This window comes from Methylobacterium sp. BE186 (genome assembly GCF_031457035.1).
In the GTDB taxonomy this organism is placed as follows: Bacteria; Pseudomonadota; Alphaproteobacteria; order Rhizobiales; family Beijerinckiaceae; genus Methylobacterium; species Methylobacterium segetis.
In genome coordinates this window covers 1-14,455 of record NZ_JAVDVV010000049.1, presented here as the reverse complement: position 1 = coordinate 14,455, position 14,455 = coordinate 1, and the positions used below count along the sequence as shown (strand labels likewise).

20 protein-coding genes are annotated in these 14,455 nt (G+C 65.2%); 12 read left to right on the top strand and 8 right to left on the bottom strand.

Annotation, left to right across the window (positions count from 1 at the left end; all coding sequences use genetic code 11):
• The coding region (locus tag J2X36_RS26205; protein ID WP_310355082.1) for an IS630 transposase-related protein at window positions 1-224 on the bottom strand (224 nt) is incomplete at its 3' end.
• Between J2X36_RS26205 and J2X36_RS26200 the strand changes: the two genes are divergently transcribed.
• Window positions 223-891 (top strand): hypothetical protein, encoded by a 669-nt coding sequence (locus tag J2X36_RS26200; protein WP_310355079.1) that lies wholly within the window; start codon window positions 223-225, stop codon window positions 889-891. The two genes, J2X36_RS26205 and J2X36_RS26200, sit on opposite strands and share 2 nt — an antisense overlap.
• A 115-nt stretch (window positions 892-1,006) precedes the next feature.
• Here J2X36_RS26200 and J2X36_RS26195 read toward each other — a convergent pair whose 3' ends face one another.
• From J2X36_RS26195 to J2X36_RS26185, 3 genes are all read right to left on the bottom strand, one after another.
• Complete coding sequence (locus tag J2X36_RS26195; RefSeq protein WP_310355086.1) at window positions 1,007-1,486, bottom strand: YfbU family protein; 480 nt, start codon at window positions 1,484-1,486, stop codon at window positions 1,007-1,009.
• A gap of 349 nt (window positions 1,487-1,835) precedes the next feature.
• Window positions 1,836-2,081: a hypothetical protein gene (locus J2X36_RS26190; protein ID WP_310355077.1), complete on the bottom strand. Its 246-nt coding sequence runs from the start codon at window positions 2,079-2,081 to the stop codon at window positions 1,836-1,838.
• Window positions 2,082-2,254: 173 nt separating this feature from the next.
• A complete protein-coding gene (locus J2X36_RS26185) occupies window positions 2,255-2,491 on the bottom strand; it encodes a hypothetical protein (protein ID WP_310355075.1) in 237 nt (78 codons plus the stop codon).
• Window positions 2,492-2,906: 415 nt separating this feature from the next.
• Here J2X36_RS26185 and J2X36_RS26180 point away from each other — a divergent pair, with 415 nt between their 5' ends.
• The gene (locus J2X36_RS26180) at window positions 2,907-3,698 is read left to right on the top strand and encodes a hypothetical protein (protein WP_310355073.1); all 792 of its coding nucleotides are present in this window, start codon (window positions 2,907-2,909) and stop codon (window positions 3,696-3,698) included.
• A 170-nt stretch (window positions 3,699-3,868) separates the two neighbouring features.
• Here the strand turns inward: J2X36_RS26180 and J2X36_RS26175 are convergent, their stop codons facing one another.
• Together J2X36_RS26175 and J2X36_RS26170 are read right to left on the bottom strand one after the other, a co-directional pair.
• On the bottom strand, window positions 3,869-4,123 hold the full coding sequence (locus J2X36_RS26175; protein WP_310355071.1) for a hypothetical protein: 255 nt from the start codon (window positions 4,121-4,123) through the stop codon (window positions 3,869-3,871).
• Between the two features lie 131 nt (window positions 4,124-4,254).
• Window positions 4,255-4,485 carry a hypothetical protein gene (locus J2X36_RS26170; protein WP_310355069.1) on the bottom strand — a complete coding sequence of 77 codons (231 nt, stop codon included), beginning with the start codon at window positions 4,483-4,485 and terminating at the stop codon, window positions 4,255-4,257.
• A 97-nt stretch (window positions 4,486-4,582) separates the two neighbouring features.
• Between J2X36_RS26170 and J2X36_RS26165 the strand changes: the two genes are divergently transcribed.
• Window positions 4,583-5,352 (top strand): IS5 family transposase gene (locus J2X36_RS26165; RefSeq protein WP_310355068.1). Its coding sequence is split into 2 segments (ribosomal slippage): window positions 4,583-4,895 and window positions 4,895-5,352, totalling 771 coding nucleotides; the frame shifts between segments, so codons are not numbered across the junction.
• Window positions 5,353-5,455: 103 nt separating this feature from the next.
• Here the strand turns inward: J2X36_RS26165 and J2X36_RS26160 are convergent.
• Window positions 5,456-5,866, bottom strand: coding sequence for a hypothetical protein (locus tag J2X36_RS26160; RefSeq protein WP_310355067.1), 411 nt, complete (start codon window positions 5,864-5,866; stop codon window positions 5,456-5,458).
• A gap of 66 nt (window positions 5,867-5,932) precedes the next feature.
• Here J2X36_RS26160 and J2X36_RS26155 point away from each other — a divergent pair, with 66 nt between their 5' ends.
• The 9 genes from J2X36_RS26155 to J2X36_RS26115 all read left to right on the top strand — a co-directional run bounded on the left by J2X36_RS26155 (window position 5,933) and on the right by J2X36_RS26115 (window position 13,855).
• Complete coding sequence (locus J2X36_RS26155) at window positions 5,933-6,085, top strand: hypothetical protein (RefSeq protein WP_310355066.1); 153 nt, start codon at window positions 5,933-5,935, stop codon at window positions 6,083-6,085.
• A gap of 73 nt (window positions 6,086-6,158) precedes the next feature.
• Window positions 6,159-6,446, top strand: coding sequence for a hypothetical protein (locus tag J2X36_RS26150; RefSeq protein ID WP_310355065.1), 288 nt, complete (start codon window positions 6,159-6,161; stop codon window positions 6,444-6,446).
• Between the two features lie 11 nt (window positions 6,447-6,457).
• Entirely contained in the window at window positions 6,458-6,616 is a 159-nt protein-coding gene (locus J2X36_RS26145; protein WP_310355064.1) for a DUF3309 domain-containing protein, read from the top strand.
• Between the two features lie 272 nt (window positions 6,617-6,888).
• Complete coding sequence (locus tag J2X36_RS26140) at window positions 6,889-7,206, top strand: HNH endonuclease signature motif containing protein (protein ID WP_310355063.1); 318 nt, start codon at window positions 6,889-6,891, stop codon at window positions 7,204-7,206.
• A 690-nt stretch (window positions 7,207-7,896) separates the two neighbouring features.
• On the top strand, window positions 7,897-8,421 hold the full coding sequence (locus J2X36_RS26135) for a terminase small subunit (protein ID WP_405029866.1): 525 nt from the start codon (window positions 7,897-7,899) through the stop codon (window positions 8,419-8,421).
• Window positions 8,418-10,079 (top strand): terminase TerL endonuclease subunit, encoded by a 1,662-nt coding sequence (locus J2X36_RS26130; protein WP_310355061.1) that lies wholly within the window; start codon window positions 8,418-8,420, stop codon window positions 10,077-10,079. The genes J2X36_RS26135 and J2X36_RS26130 overlap by 4 nt, the downstream gene beginning before the upstream one ends.
• A 20-nt stretch (window positions 10,080-10,099) precedes the next feature.
• A complete protein-coding gene (locus J2X36_RS26125) occupies window positions 10,100-12,070 on the top strand; it encodes a phage major capsid protein (RefSeq protein WP_310355059.1) in 1,971 nt (656 codons plus the stop codon).
• Between the two features lie 67 nt (window positions 12,071-12,137).
• Window positions 12,138-12,473 carry a hypothetical protein gene (locus J2X36_RS26120; RefSeq protein ID WP_310355057.1) on the top strand — a complete coding sequence of 112 codons (336 nt, stop codon included), beginning with the start codon at window positions 12,138-12,140 and terminating at the stop codon, window positions 12,471-12,473.
• 2 nt (window positions 12,474-12,475) lie between these two features.
• A complete protein-coding gene (locus J2X36_RS26115; protein WP_310355055.1) occupies window positions 12,476-13,855 on the top strand; it encodes a phage portal protein in 1,380 nt (459 codons plus the stop codon).
• Here J2X36_RS26115 and J2X36_RS26110 read toward each other — a convergent pair.
• Window positions 13,756-14,455 (bottom strand): hypothetical protein (locus J2X36_RS26110; RefSeq protein ID WP_310355052.1); only part of this gene is annotated, 700 nt, incomplete at its 5' end. The genes J2X36_RS26115 and J2X36_RS26110 overlap by 100 nt on opposite strands.

Here is a 14,455-nt window from a genome sequence, read left to right as displayed (position 1 = left end):
TCGGTGAGGGCGAGCAGGAAGGCTTCGTGCGCGTCGAGCTTGGAGCCGGGTGGGCGGCCCTGACGCTGAGCCCGCGTCTCTCCTGTCGTCGTCGCTTGCACGGCCCAGCGGATCACGGTGGCGACGCCGACCCGATAGCGCCGGGCCGCGGCCCGGCGGGACAGACCCGCGCCCACCGCGTCCAGGACGCGAACACGCAGATCGTGGCTGTAGGCACGGGCCATGGCGATCTCCCTGACGAACCCTCAGGGATCAACGCTCACCCCGCCACGCCGACTCAGGGATCGTGGAAAACGCTCTAGGCGGGAAGCAGTGGAAGGCATCGGCGGCCTAGGCCAGCTTGGCGCGGATCAACGGATTGCACGATGCGTGATCTTTCCTAGAGCGTTTGTAGACGGCGCTCTGATGGTAGAGCAGGTCGCCGTTCCGCAGATCGACAAGATGAGTGACGGCCGCAACGGCCTCCTAATCTCAGTAGGTGCTCGAGCTCTACTGCCGAGCGATGCTGAAGTTCATTGCTTTGGCTGCAAGGTTGCCGACGTCGGAAACACTAAGAAAGCTGAGAAGCTTCAGCGGCCGTTAGTTCGTCCTGATGAGACTAGCCACTACAGAGGCTTCTACGAAATCTTGCTATCTGCTCTCTATGCATGCGACTTCGGCAGCTTCTCTGTGAGAGTAATCCACTGGCCAGAAGACGGACTTGCTGAGCATTGTAATATAGAGCTAGTCCCGGAAGACGCAGAAGTGAGCAAAAACGCATTAAGAAAAAGCGCAATAACAGAGTTTGCTGTCGAAATAGCGAGTGTTTTAACAGATCCTCGGGAACATGTCTGTCCTGCTGATCTTGACGTTGCCGAGCACTTAAAGGCTTTCACGCTCTTGATGCCGTGAGCGACTTGATACTCGCGACGCCTGCGAACCCGGCCAGGTGTTGGCCGTGATGCAGCCCGGACGAAGAGCCCCGCGAGCTGTGAGGCTGCGAGGCTCAATCGCGGAGCGTTGAGAGTCAGCGCGTTGCAGCAGCCATGATCGAGGCGACCTGCTCGCTGCTTAGGTCAAACTCGCGGCCTAACCGGTCCCACTCTCGCACCATCTGCCGATAAGTGCTCACGGTGGGCCCATGCGAGTTGTCGGGGTGATCCGCGAGCTCGGCCCACTTCCCCTGCTCACGTCGCATGAACGCGCAGATGGAATAATGATCGCACTCGTGATTCCCGTCGAATCCTCGGAATTCAGCGTAGTAGCTTTCGGGAATGTTCCCGCCTTTGCGCTTGTGGGCCTCGAAAGCTCGGTAGAGATCTAGAGTGTCCGCAACTTCTCTGTATGTCTCTGAGTCTGTCTCATCCCATATGTTCTCAAATATATCTGCGTAGAGAGCCTTATAACCGCGCTCAAGGATCTCAGCGTTCAACTCACATGTCTTTGCCTGTCCCGGCTCCAGCTTCGCCAATATCCGGAACTGGTTGCTGAGCGTCAAGCGCTCCACTCGTGAAAGGTCCACGACATTCCTCCCTTGTTTGTTGTTTCGGAAATTGCTTCGGCAGCGCCTATCGTGAGCCCGCGAAGCGGCTCGCGGCTAGCTTCGCCGCCGCGATCGCCCGCTCATTCGTCTGTGATCCGGCCTCGCCTTCAATACACGGAGTCTGCGCGCTCACATGCAGGCTTGCTTGCGTCGCATCGAGGTCAGTCCAGTGAACCTCACATTTCAGCGCCAGCCTGTCCTCAGCCGGTACACAGCCCGCGGATGGGTTGAATGTAGCTGTGCTCACTTTAGATACCCCTTCGCCTTCAGGTGCTCTGTGAGTGCGTGGCCGAGCGAGTCAGTGGGCGCCAGGCTACAACTGCTCGAAGACATAGCCTGAAATCAGAGGCTCGGTTTCCCCGCTACTGTGCTGCTCGGCTATCCACTTGGTAAGTTTCTCGCAATCTTCGGCTGTCTTGTTATGCCAGCGCGCTTCTTTCAACAGCGATCTAGCGACACGATATCTTCCGCCCGCCCTCGGAGAATCGTAGGTGTCATAATCGCCAAGGACGGGTGATTGCTCGGCAGGTGTTCCCCATATCGCGCAGACGTCTTTCATGCTGATCCTCCTTTCAAACTTTGTCGACTTCCGCCTTCCTCAACCGCACCCCGGTCCCTCGCCATTCTCCTCGATGAAGATGACGCTGGGCAGCGCCCGGGCGCGGCTCTGAGGAGTGATGGCGCATCAAGCCGAAAGCTTGGAGGTGGCGTGGCCCACCGACTCGTCCCTACTCACAAAGCTCTCGCGAACCCAGGAAGCAGGTCGATCGCCTGAGCCGTGTCCTGAGAGAGCCGAGCCTCGGTGAGTTCGACCTCGGCGTCGGCCTTCACGGCCTGTCGGACCAGTTCAACTGCCTCTTCCGGACTTTCGGTGAGGGCGGCGTAGAACATCGTCTGCCGACCGGCTGTCGTGCCCTCGTCCTGCCAACTCACTTTGACGATGTGGGCGGTCTGGTCCGGCTCGATCATGCAGGAAGCCTAGCACCGCCTCTGATGCTCGGCCAAGGCGGCAGTGGGCCTCGCGGGGCCTCCGCATGGGGCCCGTCGCGCCCGACCTTTTTACCCCGCCGGGCCGACCGCAAGAACCCTTTTTACGGTTCCGCAAGAAGCCCGCGCCCGACCTTTTTACCCTCCGTAAAAACCCTTTTTGCGGAGGCGAGGAAACGGCGCTAACTCTATATAATGAAAAGAAAAAATACTTTTTACCCTTTATACTATCGTATCTCTCCATTTCTCTTTTTCTAGGGCTTCAGACCCTCTCTCTCTAGGACCCCGCGGTAAGAAGGGTAAAAAGGGTCGGACGGCCCTTGCCGGCGATCGCCGAGTATGATCGCGCCTGCGTATCCCGACCGTGACCGCGGCGACCCCGAGAGAGGCCGCCGTGATGCCCAGATCCATCCAGCAGGGGCGCTTCCGCGCCCGCGCTACCCCGCAGCACGATGCCGTGCTGCCGACCGAGATCCCGATCCCCTCCGACGAGCGGAACGTGGTGCCGGACGTCGGCGAGGTGGGCTTGCGCTGGTACGTCTGCACGACCGTACCGCAAGGCGAGCGTCGGGCGGCCGTGAGCCTTCGCCGCGAGAAGGACGCGCTCCAAGCCCGGGGACTCGCGCCGCTCATGGCCTACGTGCCCTGCGCCACCTCCTGGCGGGAGCGCCGCCGGGGCGAGGTTAGGCTGCCGCGTCAGGAGATCCAGACGCCGCTGCTGCGGAGCTACCTGTTCGTCGGCGCCGTCGGTGGCCTGAGGCCCGAGCATCTCGACCTGATGGCCGAGCGCGACCTCGAGCCGCGCAATCGGCACGGCCTCATCGCGATCCTGGGCCGCACGATGACCGAGGAGGCGAAGACCTGCGCGCTGCACCTCGGGCCGAGAGACGCGGCCGTGCTGAGCGCCTGGGCCGATCAGGAGCGAAAGGACGCTGAGGCGACGAGCTACCGGGCGCATCTCGCGCAGAAGGCCGAGGAAGCGCGGCTTGCCGCGGAGCAGGCAGGCGAGACGCCGTCGACCTACGGGCCGGGCTCGTTGGTACGTGTCACTACCGGCCCGTTCGCATCGTTCCAGGGCATCGTAGTCGGGGCCGACGAAGCCCAGCGCCGCATGCTGGCCGAGATCAGCATCTTCGGGCGCAGCACGCCGATCGAACTCGACTTCGCGGCTGTGCAGCTCGCCGCGTGAGGGCTTGACGCTCGGTAGGAAGCCTCTATCATCCCGCCCGCGTTCGATCGACGAAGAATATGCACGGGTCGAGCGCGAGGACGGGTTGTGAGGCTGCCGGAGGCCCTGCCGTTTCCTCCCCAATCTAGAGATGTGCCCCGAGCGATCCGATCGCTGCGGGGCTTTTCATATCAGTCTGCGGGGAAGTCATCGCGTTCGTAGATTGCCCTGACGTCATCGTAGGCCGTGATCGGTGGCTTGGCATCACGGAGGATGATGTTGACCAATCGCCTCGGCGAACCTCGCCACTCGTCCATGATCATCAGGACGGCATCCTTCAAACTGCAATCCCGCTTGCCGCTCGACGCTGCAGTGTCTTCGGATGACGTGGTGGCGCCTTCATTCCAGATGACGGTGACGATCTCGTCGTAGTCGATGGGCTCCATCCGCTCCTCCTTCGATACCCGGGCCTCACGCCCGCACTTGATGCCGAGCATAGGTTAGGCGGGCGGCTCCGAGGATGGCATGTAGACCCCGAGCTGAGCCGGCTTCTTTGACCAGAATCTGCCCGGCGCACCTAGCGGCCCGGGAAATCCGGCAAGATCTCTGTCTCGACGATCTTCTTCGCGGCTTCCACGTGGCTCGCCTGTGACCGCTCCAACTCGCGCTGTGCTGAAGAGACGATTTCTCGCGCCTCGGTTTGCGAAAGCATACCCTTCGCCGCAAGGATTTTGATCAGCGCCACTGTGAGAGCCGCGGCCGCAAGCCCGTAAGCCTGCGGATTGTGCTTACAGTCGCTCCAGTCCATGCCGAATTCTCCTCTTAGGTTCGGCGAGACTACGGCCTGTTCGACCTTGAACCGGTTGAGGGCGCGGGCGTTTTGCCCCTCCTGAGTGGGAGGGGCGATGCTGACGGACGCGGAATGGATGAGGCTAGAGCCGCTGATTGAGGCGTGCCGCCCGAAGGGCAAGACGCCGCCTCGGGATTTGCGCCGCACGCTCTCTGCCATCCTGTGGCGGCATCAGAACGGGGCCAAGTGGCGCGCTATCCCGGCCGAACTGGGTCCATGGGCACGCGCAGCTCAGACCTTCATCCGTTGGGCGCGCCTTGGTGCCTGGGAACGCCTGCTACGGCTTGCCCAGAAGACCGGGGTGCAACTCGGGATGACGTTCCTCGACGGCACCAGCATCCGCGCACACCAGAAGGCGGCGGGAGCCCGCCGAAAGGGGGCACACAAGCTGAGCGGGACAGGCGCGAGGCATTGGGCCGCTCGCGCGGCGGCTTTGGCAGCAAGGCTTGCGTGATCGCCGATGGGCTCGGCCGAGCCGTCGCCTTCATCCTGGCTCCCGGCCAGGCACACGAACTGCCCCATGCCATCCCGCTGCTCGATCAGCTGCCAGGCGTGCCGAGGTGGGTGGTGGCTGACCGAGGATACGCCAGCCATGCCTTCCGCGAGCATATCTGGAACTTAGGAGCCCGCCCCGCGATCCCGGCAAAGGGCAACGAGGCTCCCGTCGCGTGCCCCACCTGGATCTACAACAACCGCCATCAGGTCGAACGGCTCTGGGCCCGGCTTAAGGAATGGCGTGCCATCGCCACGCGCTACGAGAAGACCGCCTCAAGCTTCATCGGCGTTCTGGCCCTCGCCGCCGCTCTCGACTGGCTCAAGGGCTAACAGGCCGTAGACCTTTTCGAGGCCGTTGTAGGGGAGCGGCCCGTTGCCCAGAGGCGCCATGTTCGACCCCACTCCAAGCCAGCTCCGCTGCGCCTCGCCCCACTCATCGGAGGCCGATGCTAGCAGCACCAGCTTCTGCAGCCTCCTGAACGGTAGCGCCGTCGCGCAGAGCCTGAGCTATCGCCGTGGAGACAGTGTCGACAGTACCGGATCGCACGTCGCCATGGTCGTAAGCGTTGTTGCCGCCGCTACCGAGGCGAGCGTGGAAGCTGTTGGGATACCTGCTGTTCATCCGCTCTTTGAGCATCGCGGAAGCCGCGTTGTAATCTTCTTCGAAATTTCGCCTGTAGTAGACCATTTGGCCCATTGATCGGCCTTCCTCCACGTCGTCAGCCAGTTTGCGGCTCTTCCTGTCAGCGTGAGTGCCGGACATTAGCCACTGCAGCTTAGCCTTGAGGTGTGTGAATACCGACATTTTGCGCACTCGATCGAACGACATCGCGGGCTTGCTCAAGTTGATCTATCATGTTTCTTGCCGATTGAGGCATCGACGAACACGGTTGCGGACCGAAAATGGGTAGTGAGCCTGGTGCCCTTGGCCCAGCCCCATCTCTCCGACCTCCTCGTCCTCTCCATCTGCGCCTGGGAGATCTGGGCGCTCGGTGGGATCGACGTGCCGGGCGCGGTGATGCGGGAGATGGTTCGCGTGACGCCGGGCGAGAACGAGGGCTAACTTACGAGGCGCCAGATCGCGCCTTTGCCGCACGCTCTTGTTTGGGCTCGTCGCAGTCTACACCTGATTCAGGATGAAGCTGCAGGCTGGCCATTCCTATCGCACACGCGACGGCCACACCGCTGGCCCTGTCACGGTGGCAGGCGGCCGCTCCCATCGCTGGGAGGGCCGCATCGAAGGCATGGACGCCTGCCACTACTGGACCGACGACGGCCATTTCTTCGCGAGCGGCAAGCCTCACAGCCTGGACTTGATGCAACGTGTGCGAAGATCCGCCGGCAAGGCGATTGATCAGATGACCCTCGCCGATTACCGCCGCGGCATTACGAAGCTCTACGGACCTGCCACGTCGGAGGATTGAGTTGCGAGTCGATGTCGCTCACCGCTCTCCTGCTGGTGATCCTCATCGCGATCATCCTGAGTGGCGGGCGCTTCATCGGCAGCAGGGCTGCCCGTGAGGAGAGCTACAGTCTTGTGACTCTCCTGATTGTCGCTGTCGTCGTGTTGCTGCTGATTGGTGGGCACTCATGATGCACGGCTCGGGCAGAGCAACAGGCGCACCGATCCGGATGGGCGTAGGGACCCTAGCACTACGTGGGCAGACTTCGAGAAAGGGCGTTGGTGATCAAGGACTTAGCGTAAACGAATGAATTCTGCAAGTCGTTGAATCTACCGCATAATCAGGGATGGTGCCCAGGTAGTGCTAGAAGGTCAAAACCTATACGGGTGGTTAGGGCCCTGACTTTCTTAGCGGCAGGATCCTGAATCTATGCCTCAGCCCGCACGCTTTCCTGGAAGCACTCTTGCCCCACCTCACCACCATCGGGCCGCGCCTTCTCCCGCTGGACACTCGGACGGCGAAGCCCCCACCGAAGACGGCCGAGAGCTTCTACACCTCGGTGGCCTGGACAACGCTCAGGGACGAGGTGATCCAGGAGCGGGGCAGACGATGCGAGGCCCCAGCCTGCGGACGAACGGGCGGTCGCGTGTTCGTCGACCACATCGTCGAGCGGAAAGATGGCGGAGCCCCGCTCGACAAGGCCAACCTGCAGGTCCTCTGCGGCTCCTGCCACACCCGCAAGACCGCGGCCGCCCGCGCGCGGCGACTCGGGCTCAAGTAGCCTCTACGCCTCGGACGGTGTGGTGCGTAGGGAGTGAGGACTTAGCGAACCTCAGCGGCGTGCGTGGCTCAACGCGTGCGCAATGTGCAGGGTCGGCTTATGCGGGTTCTGTGGCGTGTGAAGAAGGTAGAGCAGGCCAGCGACGCAAACCGCAAGTGCGCTACCACCGAACGGTGCGGCAACAAGCGCGATGACAACGCCATGGCCCCAAAGCCCGACGGCTGTCAGCAATGCGCCGGCCCAGGAAGCAATCACATACACGAGCATCTGAGGCGCACCGCGTTTAACGATAGGTAGTCTGTGGCATAACGCTTCAGCAAAAGGTTAACGATGTTCGCTCTTGGAAAGATGCTTTCCATTTCCCTAGCTTGGTGGATTGCGTCAGCCTTCGGAGGGCGCGCCTTTCGCTCTAACGAAGCGTCCTGCTGGCCCGCGGCGCAGGCCGCCACGCGATCGTGACAGCGCAGGCCAAGGCAGCCCAGCTCGGGCTCCGGTGACCCCCGGGGGGTGCGTGAAAGGCCGGGGCCGCAGGGGCGGGCAACCGCACAGGGTCCCATCCGCAGTTTTTTGCTAAGGCGCCGGCGTCGTGGGGCTTCAGGCCATCAGCAGCCGCGCCGGTCAGAAATTTTTCAATCCATGACAGACCTTACCGACAAGCAGGCCCGTTTCGTCCGCGAGTATCTCGTCGACTTGAACGCGAAGCAGGCGGCCATCCGCGCCGGCTACAGCCCCCGTTCCGCTGAGGTCGAGGGGTCGCGCCTGTTGAAGCACGCTAAGGTGTCTGCTGCCATCGGTCGCGAGCGCCGGGAGATCTCCAAGCGCACCGGAGTGACGCCCGAGCGCGTAGTGACGGAACTCGCCAAGCTCGGGTTCTCGGACATCCGCAAGGCGCTGTCCTGGCGCTCGAACGTCGAGGAGATCGGCGAGAATGAGGAGGGCGAGCCGATCCTGAAGGTCGGCAACGAGGTCGTTCTGCGCAACAGCGCCGACATCGACGACGACACCGCGGCGGCGATCACCGAGATCTCGCAGACCAAGGACGGCGCCCTGAAAGTGAAGCTCGCCGACAAGCGCGCGGCGCTCGTCGACATCGGCCGGCACCTCGGCATGTTCAAGTCGGGCACGGCACCGTCCGACGAGTCCGGCGACGGCGCATCGAAGCTGCCGGCCGGGAAGTCTTCCGGTGATGAGAGCTGGGACGGCCTGCTGCAGTGACGGCATGGTCTTGCACCTGCCGAGACTGGCAGGCTCGCATCCGTTCGGGGCGCTCGCTGATCCCGGATCTGCCGCTGGTCCGATCCGAGGCCGACCGCGGCGTCGCGATCTTCAATCGGCTGCGACTGCCGGACGTGGCGGGCAAGCCGGAGATGCGGATCGCGGCCGGCGACTGGATGCGCGATCTCGTCGGCGCGCTGTTCGGCTCCTACGACCCGGAGGCCAAGGTCCGACACCTGCGGGAGTTCTTCGTGCTGGTGCCGAAGAAGAACTCGAAGACGACAGGCGGCGCGGCCATCATGGTGACCGCCATGCTGGTCAACCGGCGGCCCCGGGCTGAATTCCTGATCGTGGCGCCGACCCAGGAGGTGGCCGACCTCGCGTTTCGGCAGGCGGTCGGCATGATCGAGGCCGATCCCGTCCTCGCCCTCAAGTTCCACGTTCAGGAGCACCTGAAGAAGATCACCTACCGGCCGACCGGAGCCTTCCTGAAGGTGAAGTCGTTCGACCCGAAGATCGTGGTGGGCTCGAAGCCGACCGGCGTGCTGCTCGACGAGCTACACGTCATCGCCGAGGCCAAGGATGCGGATCGGGTCATCGGGCAGCTGCGCGGCGGCATGATCTCTCAGCCGGAAGCTTTCCTGCTGACGATCACGACGCAGTCCGAGCGCCCGCCCTCGGGCGTGTTCCGGGCCGAGCTGCAGAAGGCGAGGGCGGTCCGCGACGGCGTGCTGACCACGGCGCCACTCCTGCCCGTGCTCTACGAGATGCCGGCCGACGCCGACTGGAAGGACCGGGCGAACTGGTCGATGGTCACGCCGAACGCCGGCAAGTCCATCACGGTCGAGCGGCTGATCCCGGACTTCCAGGCGGCCGAGCAGGCTGGCGAGCAGGAGCTCCGGCGCTGGGCGACGCAACACCTCAACGTCGAGATCGGGCTCGCGCTGCGATCTGACCGGTGGGCCGGTGCCGAGTTCTGGCAGGGGCGGGTCGAGGCCGGCCTCACGCTCGACAGCCTGATTGAGCGATCTGAGGTCGTCTGCATCGGCATCGACGGCGGCGGTCTCGACGACCTCTTCGGCCTGTGCGCGCTGGGTCGCGAGAAGGGCACCCGCGACTGGCTCGCATGGACTCATGCTTGGTGCCATGCCGGCGTGCTCGAGCGTCGGAAGTCGATCGCCTCGCAGCTGCGCGACTTCGAGGTCGCGGGCGAGCTGACCATCGTCGCCGACGAGCTCGGCGACATCGCCGCCATCATCGAGATCGTCGAACAGGTGAAGGACGCGGGCCTGCTCGCCTGCGTCGGCGTCGACCCGGCCGGCCTCGGCGAGTTCATCGAGGCGCTGGCCGAGATCGAGGTGACCCAAGAGGACAAGCTCGTCGTCGGCGTGCCCCAGGGCTACGGCATGATGAACGCCATCAAGACGGCCGAGCGGAAGCTGGCGAACGGCACGCTCCGCCACTCCGGCTCCGGTCTCATGGCCTGGGCGGTGTCGAACCTGAAGATCGAGCCGACCGCGACCGCGATCCGCGCGACCAAGCAGAACGCGGGCGACGCCAAGATCGACCCGGCCATGGCCCTCTTCGACGCCGTCGTGCCGATGAGCCTGAACCCTGAGCCGGCCCGGGCTCCCGAGTACCAGCTGATCTTCGTCTAGGCCCCGCCTGGAGACCCCCTATGAACCGAGCCTATTCGCTCCTGACCGTGAAAGCGGTCGAGGACGAGCAGCGCATCATCCGCGGCGTCGCGACCACGCCGAACCCGGACCGGGTCGGCGACGTGGTCGAGCCGCTGGGCGTGACGTTCCAGAACCCGATGCCGCTGCTGCACCAGCACGACAGCGACCGGCCCGTCGGAACCGTCAAGTTCGACCGTCCCACCAAGGACGGCATCACGTTCGAGGCTGCGCTCCCCAGGATCGAGGAGCCGGGCCCCCTCAAGGATCGCGTCGATACCGCCTGGGGCGAGGTCAAGGCCGGTCTCGTCCGCGCCGTGTCGATCGGCTTCCGCACGCTCGCCGACGGCTACGAGATCATGCGGGACGGCGGCATCCGCTACCTGCAGACCGAGGTGCTGGAACTCAGCCTCGTGACCGTGCCGGCCAACGCCGACGCCAAGATTTCCCTGATCAAGTCGATCGACCGCCCCCTGCTCGCCGCGTCCGGCAAAGAGCCGAGGGCGTCCGATCGGCCTGCCATCCCCGGCGCTCCGGGCCCCCAAACCACCATCAGCAAGCCGAAAGGGGCTCGCATCATGCCCAAGACCATCGCCGAACAGATCCAGGCCTTCGAGGCTGCGCGCCAGGCCAAGGCCGCGCGCATGTCGGAACTCATGAACCACGCCGCCGAGGAAGGCGTCACTCTGGATGCCGAGCAGACCGAAGAGTACGACGGCCTCGCCGCGGAGGTGAAGTCGATCGACGCACATCTCGGCCGCCTGGTTGCCCTGGAGAAGACGAACCGTGCCGCGGCCAAGCCCGTCGAGGGTGTGAAGGATGCGGAGACCGGCTCGCAGGTCCGCTCCGGCGTCCGGGTCGAGGTGAAGGGCCACAATCTGCCGCCCGGCATGCGGTTCGCACGCGTCGTGCGCTGCCTCGGCCTCGCGCAGGGCAACCGAGCCGCAGCGGCCGACATCGCCAAGGAGCAGTACGGCGACGATCAGGGCATCGTGAACGTGCTGAAGGCGGCGGTGGCCGCCGGCTCCACCAGCAATGCCACCTGGGCGGGCGCCCTGGCCGGCGACGAGACCTCCGTCTTCGCGGACTTCGTCGAGTTCCTGCGGCCTATGACCATCATGGGCAAGTTCGGCGCGAACGGCATCCCGGCCCTTCGCCGCGTGCCGTTCCGGGTGGCTCTGATCGGCCAGACCTCCGGCGGCGACGGCTACTGGGTCGGAGAGGGCAAGGCCAAGCCGCTGACGAAGTTCGACTTCGAGCGCAAGACCCTGGAACCCCTGAAGGTCGCGAACATCGCGGTCGTGACCGAGGAGACCTTGCGCGACAGCAATCCCTCGGCCGAGACGATCCTGCGCGATCAGCTCGCGGCGGCGCTGAGTGCTCGCCTCGACATCGACTTCATCAACCCGGCCAAGGCAGCCGCGGCCGGAGTGTCGCCGGCCTCGATCACGAACGGGATCACCGGGATCCCTTCCTCGGGCAACGATGCCGACGCGGTCCGCGCCGACCTCAAGGCTCTGATGAGCCCGTTCATCACGGCGAACAACGCCCCGACCTCGGGTGTGCTGGTGATGCGCTCTATCATGGCCCTGTCGCTGTCGCTGATGGTCAACGCGCTCGGCCAGGCCGAATTCCCGAACATCACGATGAACGGCGGCACGCTGCGGGGCATCCCGGTGGTGACCTCCGAGTACGTGCCGGCCGGCGTCGTCGCGATGCTCAACGCCTCGGACATCTACATGGCCGATGACGGCGGGATCGCGGTCGACATGAGCCGCGAGGCGTCGCTGCAGATGGACGACGCCCCGACGATGGACAGCCTCACCCCGACGGCGGCCAGCGTGGTGTCGATGTTCCAGACGAACAGCGTCGCCTTCCGGGCGGAGCGCACGCTCAACTGGATGCGCCGCCGCGACAGCGCGGTTCAGTACCTCACCGGCATCGCCTGGGGCGACGAGCCCGAGACGCCCTGAGGCGCGATGACAACCGGCCGGGCCTCCGAGCTCGGCCGGATTCCGGCGACGCTCTGGAGGTGCGGCGATGAAAGTTGATCAGATCGCGACCAAGGCGATGAGATACGGCGGGCGCATTCTCAAGCCGGGCGACACCTTCCAGGCCTCGCGGCGGGATGCCCGCGTGCTGCAGGCGATTGGCAAGTCCGGCCCGCCCCCGCAGGTCGACCCTGCGCCGCAGGCCGACCCGGAGGAAGAGACCAAGGCCGCTGAGATCGAGCAGCTGCGCGCCGAGTACGAGGCGACGATCGGCGATGCCGCGGACGGCCGTTGGGGCGCCGCCAAGCTGCGCGAGAAGATTGCTGCGGCGACGGAGCCGAAGGGCGGCAGCTACCAGCGCCGCGACCTGCGCGCCGAGGATTGATCTTGCGCATCTTCGGCCTGACGGTCACGCGCGAGAAGGCGGCCCCGAGCCTCGCCAGCGTCGATAGGCGCGGCGGCTGGTGGGGGATCATCCGGGAGGCCTGTGCCGGGGCGTGGCAGCAGAATGTCGAGGTGCGGCTCGACACGGTGCTGACCTACAGCGCCGTGTTTCGCTGCGTCTCGCTCATCGCGTCCGACATCGCCAAGATGCGCCTGCGCCTCGTCGAGGTCGACCAGAACGGCATCTGGAGAGAGACGGCAAACCCTGCATTCTCGCCCGTGCTGCGCAAGCCGAACCGCTTCCAGAACCGGATCCAGTTCTTCACCAACTGGATGGAGTCGAAGCTCGTCCACGGCAACACCTACGCCCTGAAGGAGCGGGATGGCCGCGGCGTGGTGGTGGCCCTCTATGTCCTGGATCCGAACCGCGTGACGGCACTCGTCGCGCCGGACGGCAGCGTGTTCTACCAGCTCACCCGCGACGACCTTGCTGGCGTCAACGACCTCGATGCGGCCGTGCCGGTCCCGGCCAGCGAGATCATCCACGATCGCTGGAACACGATCTATCACCCCCTCGTCGGCACCTCGCCGATCTACGCCTGCGGCCTCGCCGCCGTTCAAGGCATCCGCATTCAGAACAACAGCGCCCAGTTCTTCGGCAACGGCTCGAACCCGGGCGGCATCCTCACGGCGCCAGGCGCGATCTCGGAGGAGACGGCCAAGCGCCTGAAGGACCACTGGGACAGGAACTACACGGGCGCGAACGTCGGCAAGGTCGCGGTGCTGGGCGACGGCCTCAAGTACGAGCCCATGGCCGTGAAGGCGGCCGACGCCCAGCTTCTCGAGCAGCTGAAGTGGACGGCCGAGACGGTCTGCTCCGTGTTCGGCGTGCCGGCCTACAAGGTCGGCGTCGGGCAGCCACCGGCCTATAACAACGTCGAGGCGCTCGACGCGCAGTATTACGCGCAGTGCCTGCAGATCCACATCGAGAGCATCGAGCTCGCCCTGGACGAGGGGCTGGCGCTGCCGCAGCCCTACGGCACGGAGTTCGACCTCGACACGCTCCTGCGAATGGACACGGCCACGCAGGTCAAGACGTGGTCGGAGGGCGTTCGTGGCGGCCTCGTGAAGCCGGACGAGGGCCGGGCGAAGCTTGGGCTGCCGCCGACGGAGGGCGGCAACGCCGTCTACCTGCAGCAGCAGAACTTCAGCCTGGCCGCGCTCGCCAAGCGCGACGCCCAGGACGATCCGTTCTCTCTCTCGTCGAAGGCCGACCAGCGGCTTCAGAGCGAGGCCGATATGGCAGCGGCAGAGGCGGCCAACGAGAACATCGGCCAGGAAGCCGGGAAGGCTCTCGTCGCCATCTGGAAGGGCCTTCGCTGATGTTTGATGGCGAGGCGTTCGGACGCGAGATCGTGGAAGCGGTCAAGCGTCACGTCGAGCACGCAACGGGGCCTCTTCTGGCCCGCATCGATGCTCTGGAGAAGCGCGAGCCTAGGCGCGGCGAGCCGGGCGAGCGCGGTGCCGATGGTGCGCCCGGCGTCGGCGTGGCTGGCGCTCGGCTGAGCGGAGCAGGCGTGCTGACCCTTCGGCTCACCGACGGCGCTGAGATCGAGGTCGGCCATGTTGTTGGCCGCGACGGCCGCGACGGCGAGCCAGGGGAGCAAGGTCCGCCAGGGAGGGACGGTGCCGACGGCCGCGATGGCGTGGACGGGAAGGACGGAGCGCAGGGGGCTCCGGGCCGCGACGGCGAGCCGGGGGAGCAAGGCCCACCTGGGAAGGACGGCGCCGACGGCCGCGATGGCGCGGATGGGAAAGACGGAGCGCAGGGAGTTCCGGGCCGCGACGGCGAGCCGGGGGAGCAAGGTCCGCCCGGGAAGGACGGTGTCGACGGCCGCGATGGCGTCGATGGCCGGCCGGGCGAGCCGGGCAAGGACGGTCGCGACGGCGAGCCGGGGGAGCAGGGCCCGCCTGGGAAGGACG